The organism is Thermomonas beijingensis (assembly GCF_020034655.1).
In the GTDB taxonomy this organism is placed as follows: Bacteria; Pseudomonadota; Gammaproteobacteria; order Xanthomonadales; family Xanthomonadaceae; genus Thermomonas; species Thermomonas beijingensis.
Genome location: NZ_JAIQDJ010000007.1, coordinates 91256 through 104481, shown reverse-complemented (window position 1 = coordinate 104481; position 13226 = coordinate 91256). Strand labels below are relative to the sequence as shown.

The following is a 13226-nucleotide window of genomic DNA, read 5'->3' as shown; positions in this document are numbered from 1 at the left end:
CTGAGGGCACCGTTGGCGTAATAGCTGGCATTACTGGCCAGGGTGTATGTCGTGCCAGCATCGGGGCGTGCGCTGATGGCGGTGGTTTGGCCCAAGGCATTGACGGTGTAATTCACCGCAACACTGGCCGGGGCGGCTTCGCTGATCACCTGGGCCAGCGCGTTGTAGGTGTAGCCGATGCTCCAGCCTTGCAGTGCATCGGCGGTCATGGCCTCGCCGGTCAGCAGGCGGCGCTTGTTGTAGGCATAGGTATTGGTGACGCTGTTGCCGCTGTTGGATGTCGTGACCGTGCTGGGCAGGCCGTCGGCGGTGTAGGTCCAGCTCTGGTTGCCGTTGCCGTCCGGGAAGCTGAGTGTTTGCAGCCGGTTTCGGGCATCGTAACTGCGGGTTACCGTGCGCGTGTTGGTGCTGCCGCAGGCGGTGCCTGCAGGCAGGCCGGCGGACGAGGCGCTCAGATTGCCGGCAGCATCGTAGGCGTACAGGGTGGTGCCGGTCTCGGGTTCTTCGCTGCGGCACAGCTCCTGGTTAGCGTTGTAGCCGTAGCTGCGGGTCACCCCGCCGCGGGTCAGGCTCAGTGGCTTGCCGAACACGTCGCGCGCGATCGTGGTGCTGGCCCCGTCCGGTGCGTTGATTTGCAGCGGCCAGTCGGTGCTCGGCTGGTCGTAGGTCAGGTAGCTGGTGACCGTCTGGAAGCCGCGGGGGTTGGTCACCCGAGTGAGGAAGCCGTTCAGATATTCCGTCGTGGTGGTCAACGGCTGCCCCAGCTCGCTGTCCTGGCTCACCGAGGTCACCCGGCCCAGCGGATCGTAGAACGTCCACACACCCGTGCTCGGGTTGCTGGTCGCCGAGGGATAGGAGGCGAAGCTCACCCGGCCGTCCGCATCGTAGGCGGTGCGCGTGAAGCGCTCCGTCCCCGACACATTGCCGGCGTCGTACTCGCGCACCAGCAGCGGCCGCCACAGGCCGTCGTAGTAGGTGATCTTGACTGCGTTGCCAGTGGTCTCCGTCAGCCGCCAGTGGCCGGCAGCGATGCCGTACTCGGCGCTGGCGACCGGGACGAAGCTGCGCGTTGTAGCCGCCCACTTGGAGGTGTTGCAGACGTTGTCCTGGGTCTCCGACGGATAGGTGATCCCGGACAACCGGCCCATCGCGTCATAGCTGTAGCAGGTCTTGGCAGCCACCTCATTGGTGACCGACTCGATCCAGCCGTTGTCGTTCACATACGCCGATTGCGAGGTGCCATCCGCGTACAGGATGGTCTGCGGGATGCCGCGCTTCCAGTTCGAGAACGTGGTCGTGTTGTTGCGTCCGTCCGTCACCGTCGCCACGGTGCCGTCGGCGTTGTAGTTGGCGGTTTGCTGCAACTTGCCAAACGCATAACTGGCGGTGGGCAACGCGGTAGCGGGGTCATACGTGGTTTGCGCCACGACGTCGTTGCCGTCACAGCTTGTGTTGACCGGCACCGCGGCCACGCAGGTGACACTGGCGGTTTGGCCGAGCACCCAGATTGCGGTGTTGTCGTGGTAGGTGATGACCTCGGTGCGGGAGTAGGTTTGCGCTAACGCCGGGCCAGTGAGCAGAACACTGGCAGCGAGCAGGGCACGATTCAGCGAAGACAACGTCATGGCGACCGGCCTCATGGCGTGCTCGTCTTGATGATTTTGGTGGGGCGGCCAAAGGTATCAAAGCAATAAGGAACACCGCTGCAATCTGAGGCCACTTTCCAAGTGAACGTGCGGCCTTGTTGGGTGGTGGTGATTTGCCGCTTTGGCATCACGTCACTGGAAATTAACGTATCCCCACGCTGCCGGATACTTGACCCGCTAAACACCGCATAGGGTGCCGCATTAGGATCTGCATAGGTTGTCTCGACAGTACGTGCTGCAGATGTTCCGTTCCAGCCCTCATCTATTCGCAATAACAGGCCCTCGTTAACTGCGAATCGATTACCGAATGTATAGCGGTTGACCACACCATCTGGCGCTGTCACCGTCATGCTGCGGGTGGTGGGCGAGGATGCGGTGCAGGGGCTACCCCCATAAACGAAACAACCATTATTGGGCCCATAGCCATAGGCCCACAGCGCACCTGACGCAGGCAACCCCGGGCCGGTGATATTTTTGCTGATGATTGCGAAGTTTAAATAGCCCGCTGGCTCCACTGCGTATGATGGATATCCGGAATCGAGATCATAAATGCATTCCCTGGGCACCCAGGAGCGCCCCATCACTACAGGAGCCATCGTATAGACAATACTGGCACCGCTAGGCGCAGTGATGCTGCCAATTGCAGAAGAGCCAGTTGGGCCGGACGATCCAGCATCACTCCATTCGCAGCCGTCCCCCAACCCCACGATCTTGTAATTGGAAAGCGCCCCCAAATTGGATACCCACGTGCTGCCATCTGGAAGCGCTACTGTCTCGGCACCGGCATTTTGGCTGTACGTCCAAACCCGACTGCCATCACTGGCAGTCACGCCACTGCTGGAATAGGTAAACGTGATCTTGCGTCCATCACTTGCCGCCATTTGCAACAGCTGCCCTGGATTGCTCGCATTCCATGTATAAATCACGGCATTGCCAAAACGATCGGCCACCTTGGTGGGGTAAATCCTGACCTCGACGCGCGGCAGAGTGAAGTTCATGGCCAGACTGGGATGATCAGTGCCACCGCTGGCATTTCCATGACGGGCTGGGACGGCACCCGAAACGCCCGCCAACCCCATTTGCATAACAGGCTTTGCGATCATTTGGTTGGGGCGACTCACCATTTGATTCAATGTGTAAGTCAACCCCTCCGGGGTCACAATCTCAAAGCCCTCACCCTGACTGCCACTCTCGCTGCTGGCTGCCAAACCGACACAACGGGCAACTGATCCTGCCTTGGTGACGACTGGATAAGTCTTGCCGTCAGCAGGGACACGCGGCGTGCCTTGCAGTAACTCCTGATCCCCAGCGCCTGGTAGATGCAAGAAGCTGCCATGCCAATATTCGTCGGCCAGGTAATGGCCGCCTTGGAAATACATATCTGGTGGCGCTGCAAATTGTGAGCATCGGCTGTAATACCCTGTGCCGCCATCCGGCACCGTCCAGCCACGCGGATTATAAACATGGTTAGCAAAAATTCCATGCAGATATGGGATGTCAAGATCCCAGACACCAATGAAACCACCCGCGTACTTGTCACCAGGAACAAAGCGCCGTGCCAGGCGCACCGGCAACGCATTTGTTCCAGGAAGATCAATGTCCGTTTGGATTATCTCCAAGCCACCACTGGCCAAATCAATCTTGTCGCCAAAACCGTCATTGCCAAAAACCGTGATCTCGCCACTGTGCTTGATCAGCTTTGAGTATTCATCCGGAATCGTTACCGATTGGGCCGCAGCCAAGCTGGGCAGCAACGACACCAGAGCCAGCAACAGCCCGTCGCGCCAACGATTATTCAATGACCCGTCCATAGACTCCCCTCCATGACGAAACGTCGCACACAGGTGCGGGCTTGCCTTGGCATATTGTGTTTGCCTTGCAAGCACCACCGGCGTCTAAAACGGCGATGTCCCCTGAGCTTGCAGCCATGGCGGCGGACTTTAACACCCCACTATTTCCATTTGCAACAGGATGTTTATCAACCTGCGGCCATCCGATCGCCCGACCGTATACAACACCTTGCGCTGCGCGCCGGGGAGTTCCGTGACCAGCTTGGCGGCAGGTGAAGGCAGCGGGAGTTCTTCGAGCGTAGTGCGCAAGCGCAGACTTCTGCTGACTGTGGCATCGAAGCCAAAAGCAAAGCCGGCCCGAAGCATCCATCGTGATTCAGCCCAGGCCCGACGTTAAGGCCGGGCTTGGGCGTATGCGGGTCATGCAAACTCACGTCCTGAAATTCGCGTGCTTCGCGTCCTATACTCAAACCCAGTTATCTGCGATGGAATCGCCATGCCTCGTTCAAGGATCCCGCTGCTGCGTTCTCTGCTCACCGCCGTGTTGCTGGCAAACCTGCTGCTCGGCCTGGCTGCCTGCAAACGCAATACAGAAGGGCAACTGCCCACCGCCAGTGGCGAGGCGATCAAGGCAGAGCGCGCAGCGGTCAAGGGCTTTGCGGTGGTGCGCGCGTATCCGGAGCAGCGCTCGGATGCGCTGACGGTGGCGGTGGAGTTCTCGCGGCCGTTGGTGGGCACGCAAGAGTTTGACAAGCTGGTATTGATTGATGCCAGCGGCGAAGATCGGAGTGGTTGGGCGCTTGGCGATGACGGCAAAACGCTGCGCTATCCGAATGTCGAAACCAACAAAACCTATACCCTGAAATTGTCCGGCACGCTGACCGCCGCTGATGGCACGACCTTGGGCAAGGATGTTGAGCTGAAGGTGTACACCGGCGAGTTGGAGCCGGTGGTGGGGTTTGCTTCGCAGGGCAGTGTGATTCCGGCGAAGGAATCACGCGGTTTGCCGGTGGTGTCGGTGAATGTGGATGAGGTGGACGTCGAGTTTCTGCGCGTGCGCGATACGGCGTTGCCAAAGTTCTTTGCCGAATATCAGCGTGCGGGCAAGCGCAGCAATTGGGAATTGGATCCGTCCTGGTACGATCCGGACGATGCCGACAGCCGCTCGCCAATCTCGAAATTGGCCGAGCCGGTGTACATGAATCGCTTTGTGCTCGGTGGCGCACGCAACGAGCGTGTATTGACCTATCTGCCAATCCAGAGCATTGGCGAGTTGCAAAAGCCGGGCCTGTATTTCGCGGTGATGAAAAAGACCGGCTCGTTCAAAGGTGAATTTGACACTGCATTTTTCAGCGTCAGCGACATCGGCCTGCATGTGCGCGCCTACAAGGACAAGGTGTTCGTGCATACCGCATCGCTTGCCACTGGCGATGGCTTGGGCGGGGTGGACTTGCAGGTGCTGGACGCACGCGGCGAGGCCATTTTCAAGGCCAGCACCGACAGCAATGGCAACGCACTGCTGAACTACACGCTGGATGCCGCGCATGTACTGACCGCATTGCGCGGCAAGGACATGTCGATGTTGTCGTTCAACCAGCCGGCACTGGATCTATCTGAATTTGCAGTGGGCGGCCGCGAACAGGCGTGGTTCGATGTGTTCGCGTGGTCCGGGCGTGATTTGTATCGCCCCGGCGAGACTGTGCGCGTGTCGGCGCTGCTGCGTGATTTTGATGGCAAGCCGGTGCCAGCAAAGAATGGCAAAACCCAATCGCTATTCGTGCGATTGAAACAGCCGGACGGCAAGACCTTCATTGAGTCGCGGATCGAGCCGGGTGCACAAGGCTATTTCCGTTTCGAAAAAACCATTCCCGCCGAGGCCCCCACTGGCCGTTGGCAAGTGGAGTTCCGTACCGACCCTGCCAGCAAGGACGCGGTCCAGGGCATGAGCCTGCGCATCGAGGAATTCCTGCCCGAGCGCATGAAGCTGGATCTGGATAGCGATGCGCCCGTGCTGCGGCCCGGCCAGCCGTTCCGGCTGCAGGCCAAGGGCGCGTATCTGTACGGCGCGCCGGCTGCCGGCAACCGCTTCACCGCCAAACTGGCGGTACGCGTGGACCAGCATCCGCTGGAGGCGTTGAAGGGCTGGTTCTTCGGTGATCCGACGGTGGTGCTGCCGAAAGACGCCAAGGATGTGGTGGATGCGCAGCTGGATGCCAAGGGTGAACTGCGGCAGGAGTTGCCACTGCCTGCGGAGGTTAAAAACAACACCCCGGTGCAGGCCATTGTGGCCGGAAGCCTGTTTGAATCCGGTGGCCGCAGCGTCAACCGCAGCGTCAGCCGCACCTTATGGCCGGCGGATGTGCTGGTAGGCGTGCGGCCATTGTTTGACGATGTCGAGGGTGCCAATCCCAATGCCAATGCCGGCTTTGAGTTGATGCGCTATGGCCGTGACGGCAAACCGCAACCCGGCAAGGGCCTGAAGGTGAGTTTGGTGCGCGAGCTGCGCGATTATCACTGGACCCACGATGACAGCAGTGGTTGGAATTACGATTTCACTCGCCGCTACAAAACCATTGAAACCCGCACCGTGGATGTTGGTAATACTGCGCTGCGTTTTGATATGCCGGTGGAGTGGGGCGATTACAGGTTGGATGTGTTCGACCCGGCCACGCAATTGACCATGCGCTACCCGTTCCACGCCGGCTGGGGATGGGACAACGAAAACCGCGGGCTGGATGCACGCCCCGACAAGGTCAAGCTGGCGCTGGACAAGCCCGCCTATCGTGCTGGTGACAAATTGAAAGTGACGCTGACCCCGCCGCATGCCGGCAAGGGCTTGGTGATGGTGGAATCCGATCGCATGTTGTTCGTGCAGTCGCTGGATGTGAAACCGGGTACCGTGGTCGAAATTCCCGTCACCCAGGACTGGGAGCGGCACGATATCTACATCACCGCCTTGGTACTGCGCGGTGGTAGTGCCGCCAGCAAAATCACCCCGGCACGTGCAGTGGGCGAGGTGTTCGTGCCGATGGATCGCAGTCAGCGCCGGGTTGCGGTGGGCTTGACGGTGCCATCGCAAGTGCGGCCTGAACAACCGTTGCAGGTGACCGTAAGTGCACCGCAGCTGGCGGGCAGGCAAGCCTTCGCGACGGTTTCGGCGGTGGATGTGGGCATCCTCAACATCACCCGCTTTCCGGTGCCGGATGCCAATGCGCACTTTTTTGCCCAGCGCCGCTTGGGGGTGGATGCGTATGACATCTATGCCCGCGTGATCGAGAGTTTCGACGGTGCCACTGCACGCATGCGCTTCGGTGGTGACATGGCCTTGGCCGCACTGCCGCAGGCACGTCGCCCGACGGCGCGGGTGCAGACCGTGGACCTGTTCGCAGGCCCGGTGCAATTGGATGCCAAGGGCAGTGCCAGGGTTGCGGTGAATGTGCCGGATTTCAACGGCACCTTGCGGGTCTCCACCTTGGTGTATTCCGACACGCAGTACGGCAATAAAGATGCGGAAGTAGTGGTGCGCGCGCCGATCGTCGCCGAAGCCAGCATGCCGCGTGCGATGGCGCCGGGGGATCGTGGCATGGTGACGCTGGACATCAGCAACTACACCGGCAAACCGGGTGACTTCAAACTGCAGGTGGAAGGTATCGGCCCGGCAGCAATTGCCGAGGGTAGCCGAAGCCTCAAGCTGGGCAGTGAAGCCAAATCGACGCTGAGTTTCCCGTTGTCTGCGCAGGAAGGTTACGGCGTGGCGCAGGTGCGGGTGCGGGTGGAAGGCAACGGCTTCAAGGTGGATCGCAAATATGATCTGCCGGTGCGCCCGGCGTGGCCGTCGGTGTTGCGTACACGCACGCAGGTACTTGCCACCGGCGGTGCCGCCAGCATGGATGGCAGCCTTGCGGAGGGTTTGATGCCCGGCTCGGTGCACGCACGCATGCTGGTCAGTGCGCTGCCACCGATTCCGTTTGGGGCGGCGCTCAAAGGCGCACTGGATTATCCGTATGGCTGCGCCGAGCAAACCACCAGCAAAGGCTATGCGGCATTGGAGCTGGATGCCGACACCGCGCAACGGTTTGGTGTGACCGGGTTGACGCCCGAGCAACGCCGTGCGCGCATGGACGGTGCGTTTGGCCGGTTGGCGTCGATGCAGTTGGGCAATGGGCATTTTTCGATGTGGGGCAACGACGACAACGCCGACCCGCAGCTCACCCCGTACATCGTTGATTTCCTGTTGGATGCGCGCCAAGCCGGCTTTGCGGTACCCGATGGCGTGCTGCAAAAAGCCCTGCAACGCCTCAATGAGGATTTGCTGTCTGGCGGCAGCGGGTTCTACGGACGCGATCATCGCGAGTACTTGCAGTTTGCCTACAAAGCGTATGCCGGGTATGTCCTTGCCCGGGTCAATCGCGCGCCGTTGGGCACCTTGCGCAGCTTGTACGACAACGATCGCAAACATGCGTTGAAAGGGCTGCCATTGGTGCAGCTTGGCTTGGCGCTGGCGATGCAGGGTGACAAGCAGCGCGGCGAAAAAGCGATTGCCGATGGGTTTGCGTTCAAGGGGGATCGCCAAGGCTGGCTGGGCGATTACGGCAGCCCCCTGCGCGACGCTGCATTGATGATCGCCATCACCCACGAACGCGGCTACAGCAAGCCTGCGTATGACGCCAAGGTGATTGAACTGGGCCGCGAGTTGGAAGCACGGCGTGCAGCTTCGCCGTGGTTGTGGCTGAGTACGCAAGAACAAATCGCCTTGGCGCGTTTGGGTAAAGCCCTGCTGGTTTCGCAAACAAAGTTGGTGTCCGGCACATTGACCAGCGCCGGCGCGAACGAAGCTATCGCTGCCAGCAAGGGCTTCAGCCGTGAACTTGACTATGCCGCACTAGCCAAGGGGCTGCGCTTCCTGCCGCAAGGTGAAGGCCCGTATTACGCCAGTCTGGATGTAGCTGGTGTGCCGCGCACAGCACCGGCGGCGGATGCGCGACAAATCAAAGTCGAGCGCAATCTATTTGGCACCGATGGCAAGCCGTGGACGGCGCGTGCGCTGAAGGAGGGCGAGGCCTTGATCGTGCGCGTGGTCATTACCGCCGACCGCAACATGCCCGATGCCTTGCTGACTGATTTGTTGCCAGCCGGGCTTGAGATCGAAAACTTCAACCTGGGCGATGCCAAGCAGTGGGCCGACGTGGTGGTGGATGGCATCAACATCAGCGACCGCGCAAACGAGGCCAGCCTGAATCATGAGGAGTTCCGCGATGATCGTTATGTGGCGGCATTGAAGCTGCAAGCCGGCAGTCCCGCCAAATTGTTCTACTTGGTGCGTGCAGTCACCCCCGGCAGTTACACCGTCCCCCCGCCACTGGTGGAAGACATGTACCGGCCCGAGCTGCGTGGTGTGGGTAAATCCGTGCCTGACCGCATCACGGTGGTGCAGCCGTGATCCAGTGGCCTTCTTCCGGTTTCGGAAGAAGGATCAAAGCCACCGCCATCCGCATGTTGCCCTGGCTACGCTGGGGCACGGTGATGGTGTTGTTGGCGTTGCTGATTCTGGATGCCGCATTTCCATTACCGCTGCCCAAAACACGCGATGCGGCAGCCGTCGTGGTGGCACGGGACGGCACCCCGCTGCGCGCATTTGCCGATGCACATGGGGTGTGGCGTTACCCGGTCAGCCCCGAGTCGGTATCGCCGTTGTATCTGCAAGCGTTATTGGGTTACGAAGACCGCTGGTTCTGGAAGCATCCCGGGATCAACCCCATCGCGATGTTGCGTGCCGGGGCACAGGTGTTGCGCAATCGCCACATCGTTTCGGGTGGCTCTACCTTGACCATGCAAGTAGCACGCATCATCGACCCTGCGTTGCGCGATGGCAGTAGCCGCAGCATCGGCGGCAAGCTGCGGCAAGTGTTGCGTGCGCTGCAACTGGAAGCGCATTTGTCCAAGCGCCAAATCCTGACCCTGTATTTGCAGCGCGCACCGTTTGGTGGCCCCATTGAAGGCGTGGAAGCGGCCAGCTGGGCCTATCTTGGCAAGCCCGCCGCGCAACTCTCGCATGCTGAAGCGGCGTTGCTGGCGGTATTGCCGCAATCACCCACTCGATTGCGTCCGGATCGCAACCCGGAAGCCGCCCAGCATGCGCGTGACAAAGTGCTCGATCGCATGGCTGCGCTTGGCATTTGGTCCAAGCCGCAAGCGGACGATGCACGCATTGAAACCGTGGTCTCGCGGCGCCTGCGCAATCCGATGGACGCAGCGTTGCTGGCGCAACGTTTGCATCGCAACCAGCCAACGCTGCCGCGTATCGTGTCCACGCTTGATGCGGGCCTGCAACGTGCGTTGGAAGAACGCGTGGCCAGTTATTTTTCCGACCTGCCGCCGCGCACGTCGGCTGCCTTGCTCGTCATCGATAATGCCACGCTGCAAGCGCGCGCCTATATCGGCTCAGTCGCCTTCGGTGATAAACAGCGCTTGGGTGATGTGGATATGGTGCAAGCGTGGCGCTCGCCCGGATCCACCCTCAAACCTTTCTTGTACGGAATGGCGCTGGAGGATGGGCTGATCCACTCCGAAAGTTTATTGCTGGATGCACCGCAATCGTTTGACGGCTATCGGCCCGGCAACTTCGACAAAGCATTCAATGGCCCCATTGGTGCGGCCGAAGCGCTGCGACTGTCGCTCAATGTACCGGCGGTAGAGCTGTTGAACCGGGTTGGCCCGGCGCGGTTTGCAGCACGCCTGCAACACGCGGGGCTTGTGCTGAAGTTCCCTGCCGGTGCAGCGCCGAATCTTTCCATGATCCTGGGCGGCACAGGGGCCAAGCTGGAAGACATGGTGGGGGCATTTGCGGCCTTGCATCGTGCTGGCATTGCCGGGCATGTGCGCTTTACCCAGGATGCACCGCTGATCGAGCGCCGTTTGCTATCGCCGGGGGCGGCGTGGATCGTGCGCGAAATCTTGGTGGCCAATCCGCGCCCTGGCGAGGCCCGCGAGTTGTTCGATAGCGGCCGGCGTCCGCAGGTGGCGTGGAAAACCGGCACCAGCTATGGCTTCCGCGATGCCTGGGCGCTGGGTGGCACCCCGCGTTATAGCGTCGGCGTGTGGGTCGGGCGGCCCGATGGCACGCCTTTGCCCGGCCAATACGGCGCGGTTACCGCGTTGCCGTTGTTGTTCGAAGTCATCGACAGTCTGCCGCACGCACCCACCGATCCGGTGCGCGTGCCAATGCCGCGCAACGTGTCCGATATCGCCATCTGCTGGCCCTCTGGCCTTGCTGCCGATACGCAATCGGCTGCGTTGTGCGCCAAGCGCATGCAGGCGTGGGTGTTGGATGGCGTGGTGCCGCCAACCTTTGCCGAGCGCCAAGCGCGATTGTGGAATCCCGGCATCGAACACTTCGACGTCGATGCGCACAGCGGCCTGCGGCTGTCGGCCAATTGCCGCCAGCCGCATGCATCCATTCCGCGTTCGATCGCACGTTGGCCAGCCTTGGCCTCGCCATGGTTGCCACAGGCATGGCGTGCGGCGGCCACGTTGCCGGCGCTGGCCGCCGATTGCGAGGACGATGGCCGCAATGCCACCACAGCACTGGTCATTGAGGGCGTGAACGATGCCGCCACGCTGATCCGTCCTCCCGGCCAAGGTGGCGGCGTGAAATTGGCCCTGCGTGCCACCGGTGCCAGTGGCAGGGTGCAATGGTTGCTGGATGGGCGTTGGATCGGTGAAACCGAGGCTGCGCAACCGTTGGCCTATGAATTTTCAAGCCCCGGCAAGCATACGCTGACAGCACTGGCCGATAGCGGCGCGTGGAACAGTTTGGGCTTCACAATCTTGCAGTAGTCGGGCGATCAGGCACCGGCTTGCGGGATGCAATCACTGCGGCAAATGCGTCAGTACGTACTCGGCCGAAGACACCCGAAACTCACCCGGTGCTTCCACCCATAACCCTTGCACCACGCCGTTATCGGCATACAGCGCAAACCGTTTGCAGCGCACGCCCATGCCATAGCCGCTGGCATCCATCTGCAGCCCCAACGCACGGGTGAAATCGGCGTTGCCGTCCGCCAACATTCGCAAGCCATCGGGGACATGCTGGCTTTTGCCCCAGGCCTGCATCACAAACGGGTCATTCACTGCCATGCAGGCCACTTCGATACCGCGCGTGCGGAACGCATCAAACTGTTCAACAAAGCCGGGCAGGTGGCGTTCGGAGCAAGTGGGCGTGAACGCACCTGGCACCGCAAACAGCAGCAACTTGCGGTCACCAAACAGGGTATGGGTATCGATCCGATGCACGCCGTTATCAATATAGGCAAGCACGGCTTCCGGGATGTGATCGCCAACTTGAATCGGCATGTTCGGGCCTCATTTCGATGAAAATACAGTGTACCCCGGGTTGCGCGGAGCGCAGGATGTTTCCTGCTGCGCAAACCCGGTCAAGGAGCAATCATGGAATTCAAAGATTACTACGGCATTCTGGGCGTTGAACCCAGCGCGGGCGACGCGGAAATCAAGACCGCGTACCGCCGCCTGGCGCGCAAATACCACCCGGATGTCAGCAAGGAAAAAAGCGCCGAGGAATCATTCAAGGCGGTCAACGAAGCCTATGAGGCGTTGCGTGACCCGGCCAAGCGCAAGGCGTATGACCAGTTGCGCGCCGGCGGCTACCGGCCGGGCGACGAAGTTCGCCCGCCACCGGGCGGATTTGGGCACGGACCGGGCGGGGGCGTGGATTTCGATGAAATTTTTGCAGGCGGTGGTGCTGGCGGCGGGTTTTCTGATTTTTTCGAAAATATGTTCGGGCGCGGTAGTCGTGCGGGTGGCGGCCCACGTTCAAATACCCGCGGGGGCGCACCGGCCGCCGATACCCGCGCCAAACTGGCGGTACCGTTGCAATCGGTGTACGCGGGCAGCAGCGTGCGTGTCACCGTCAACGGTCGCACCCTGGAAGTTCGGGTACCCAAGGGCATCAAACCCGGGCAAGTGATCCGCTTGGCCAAGCAGGGCAATGCCGGGCGTGATTTGTTGTTGGAGGTGGAATATGCCGCCGACCCGCAGTTCGAGGTGGATGGCAGCAACGTGATTCATGTGCTGCCGGTGGCCCCGTGGGAGGCAGCCTTGGGGGCGACCCTCAGCGTGCCAACCCTAGGCGGCGCGGTGGAGCTGAAGATCCCGGCGGATTCCGAATCCGGCCGCAAGCTGCGTTTGCGCGGACGAGGCTTGCCCAATGCCGGTACTGCGGCCGCTGGCGATCAAATCGTGGAACTGGAGATTCTTGCACCCAAGGCGCATACGGATGCGCAGCGCAAGGCGTACGCCAAGATGCGCGATGTGTTTGGCGAGGATTGGCGGCGCGCGTAAGGCGCGCAGGATCAGGCTGCGGGATCAGTGCGCTGCGTTCAGGCAGCGCCGGAACCGCCCAGATACTGGTTGATCAGATTGGCCAATTCGGTTTCGTTGAATGGCTTGGTGATGTACGCCTTGGCCCCTTGGCGCATGCCCCACACGCGGTCGGTGTCCTGATCTTTGGTGGTCACCAGAATCACCGGAATGTGTTTGGTGGTGGCATCACGGGTAATGGCGCGGGTGGCCTGAAACCCGTTGAGGTTAGGCATCACCACGTCCATCAGGACCAGATCAGGAATTTCGCGCTTGGCGGCTTCCGCCCCGGCGGCTCCATCTTCAGCGGTCAGTGCTTCATGGCCGAGTTTTTCGACGATGCGACGGATGCTCATCAGCTGGGAGGGTGAATCGTCAACAATCAGAATGCGTGCCATGGGAATCCCCGGAAATT

The 13226-nt window shown here is 61.0% G+C and carries 6 protein-coding genes and 1 pseudogene; 3 read left to right on the top strand and 4 right to left on the bottom strand.

Annotated elements, in window-relative coordinates; genetic code table 11:
• Both K7B09_RS11150 and K7B09_RS11145 read right to left on the bottom strand, forming a co-directional pair.
• Positions 1-1640: pseudogene (locus tag K7B09_RS11150) on the bottom strand (RHS repeat protein); the annotation flags it as partial.
• Positions 1637-3457, bottom strand: coding sequence for a hypothetical protein (locus K7B09_RS11145; protein ID WP_223629538.1), 1821 nt, complete (start codon positions 3455-3457; stop codon positions 1637-1639). The pseudogene K7B09_RS11150 and the gene K7B09_RS11145, both read right to left, overlap by 4 nt.
• A gap of 475 nt (positions 3458-3932) precedes the next feature.
• Here K7B09_RS11145 and K7B09_RS11140 point away from each other — a divergent pair, with 475 nt between their 5' ends.
• A complete protein-coding gene (locus K7B09_RS11140; RefSeq protein WP_223629537.1) occupies positions 3933-8876 on the top strand; it encodes an alpha-2-macroglobulin family protein in 4944 nt (1647 codons plus the stop codon).
• 53 nt (positions 8877-8929) lie between these two features.
• The gene (gene pbpC, locus K7B09_RS11135; RefSeq protein ID WP_223629536.1) at positions 8930-11272 is read left to right on the top strand and encodes a penicillin-binding protein 1C; all 2343 of its coding nucleotides are present in this window, start codon (positions 8930-8932) and stop codon (positions 11270-11272) included.
• 33 nt (positions 11273-11305) lie between these two features.
• Here the strand turns inward: pbpC and K7B09_RS11130 are convergent, their stop codons facing one another.
• Positions 11306-11788, bottom strand: a complete 483-nt coding sequence (locus K7B09_RS11130) for a peroxiredoxin (protein WP_223629535.1) — start codon at positions 11786-11788, stop codon at positions 11306-11308.
• Positions 11789-11881: 93 nt separating this feature from the next.
• Here K7B09_RS11130 and K7B09_RS11125 point away from each other — a divergent pair, with 93 nt between their 5' ends.
• Complete coding sequence (locus K7B09_RS11125) at positions 11882-12793, top strand: DnaJ C-terminal domain-containing protein (protein ID WP_223629534.1); 912 nt, start codon at positions 11882-11884, stop codon at positions 12791-12793.
• A 38-nt stretch (positions 12794-12831) separates the two neighbouring features.
• Here the strand turns inward: K7B09_RS11125 and pilH are convergent, their stop codons facing one another.
• On the bottom strand, positions 12832-13209 hold the full coding sequence (gene pilH, locus K7B09_RS11120; protein ID WP_223629533.1) for a twitching motility response regulator PilH: 378 nt from the start codon (positions 13207-13209) through the stop codon (positions 12832-12834).
• Positions 13210-13226: the final 17 nt, after the last annotated feature.